Source organism: Caballeronia humi, from assembly GCF_001544475.1.
GTDB lineage: Bacteria > Pseudomonadota > Gammaproteobacteria > Burkholderiales > Burkholderiaceae > Caballeronia > Caballeronia humi.
This window is the reverse complement of sequence record NZ_FCNW02000180.1, coordinates 1-1,394: the sequence shown is the minus strand read 5'-3', so window position 1 is coordinate 1,394 and position 1,394 is coordinate 1. Positions and strand designations below refer to the sequence as shown.

Annotated in this window: 1 protein-coding gene; it reads right to left on the bottom strand. The window is 59.8% G+C overall.

All coding sequences use genetic code 11. From position 1 onward, the window contains the following. Nucleotides 1-177 precede the first annotated feature (177 nt). Nucleotides 178-1,278, bottom strand: a complete 1,101-nt coding sequence (locus tag AWB65_RS34895) for an IS110 family RNA-guided transposase (protein ID WP_374729784.1) — start codon at nucleotides 1,276-1,278, stop codon at nucleotides 178-180. Nucleotides 1,279-1,394: the final 116 nt, after the last annotated feature.

The window sequence follows — 1,394 nt, the reverse complement described above, 5'->3', positions numbered from 1 at the left end:
AAAACCCGACATTTCTTATATGGTCGCCTCCCATTTGCAAGGCGATATTGTTAGAGGCGAGGAGGGTGGTTGCGGACTTATATCCGGACTCGATCGCGGGACGTGCCCGCCGGCCCCGATGGATTTCGCCGCAAAGGTCCTAATCTAACTGGACGGACTCAAGGTCCGAGAAATGTCTCAGGCTTGCCCTTGCGCGGTCCAACCTGTCTTGCCATCTTTCAATACACCTGTGCAACCGGATATGAGGGTAAATGCCTTGAAAGCCTGGTTACTCGCTGGCGTTATCTGGTACGTTCGCCCGTACGCCAGCAGCGCCCAGATCGTTCGCGCCATCTTGTTGGCCAGTGCTACAGCGACGACGTTCGTAGGACGTCGCGTCAACAGAAGGCGCAATCGCTCGGGCAGATGCTTCGAACTTGAGATGACAACTCGGGCACCGTGTATCAGTAGTGTTCGTAGATACACGTCGCCACGTTTGCTGATGCCGCTCAGCCTGATTTTGCCGCCCGAACTGTTCTGACGTGGCACCAGGCCGAGGTAAGCCGCAAACTCGCGCCCAGAACGGAAGTTCTTCGCCTGACCGATGACAGACACTGCGGCGGTGGCTGTGAGCAGACCGACTCCAGGAATCTCCGAGATGCGTCGACAGGCTTCGTCACTACGTCGCCATTCGACAATACGCTGCTCAATGCGCCCGATCTGCTCGTCGAGCACGAGCATTCGTGAAAGCTGGTCCTGGAGGCTTTCCGTGAGCATCGCCGGAAATTGTTCTCCCAGCATTGCGAGTGCCGCTCTGGCGGCCTCGATCGAGGCGCGGCGGCCCTGCGGCAGGACGACGCCGAACTCGTACAGCAGACCGCGCAGCTGATTGACCTGCATGACGCGGAACCGCACGAGTTGCTGCCGCATCCGGTGAAGCGCGAGCATGGCCTGCTGGTCTTCCGTCTTGACGGCCACGAAGCGCATGCCAGGACGCTGCGCAGCTTCCCAGATTGCCGCCGCGTCCGCAGCGTCGTTCTTGTTGGACTTCACGAACGGCCGCACGAACTGGGCTGCAATGAGCCGCACATCATGGCCAAGACGCGCCAACTGCCGTGCCCAGTGATGAGCGCTGCCACAGGCTTCCATCACTACACGCGACGCAGGCCGGTTGGCAAAGAACGGTAGCAGCTGCGCGCGCTTAAGAACCTTGCTGTGGATTGCGCCGGTGTCAGAATCGACGAAATGGATCTGGAAGACGCGCGTGGCCAGATCGATGGCAATGATCGTGGGTTCCATCTGATTCTCCTTGGCGGCAGGACTGCCGAATCCGCAATGTCGCACGTTCCGGAAGCGAGACCGCGCCGGACGGACCGTTAAGGCGGGAGGCGGCCATTCCATCTATCTGGCAGAAA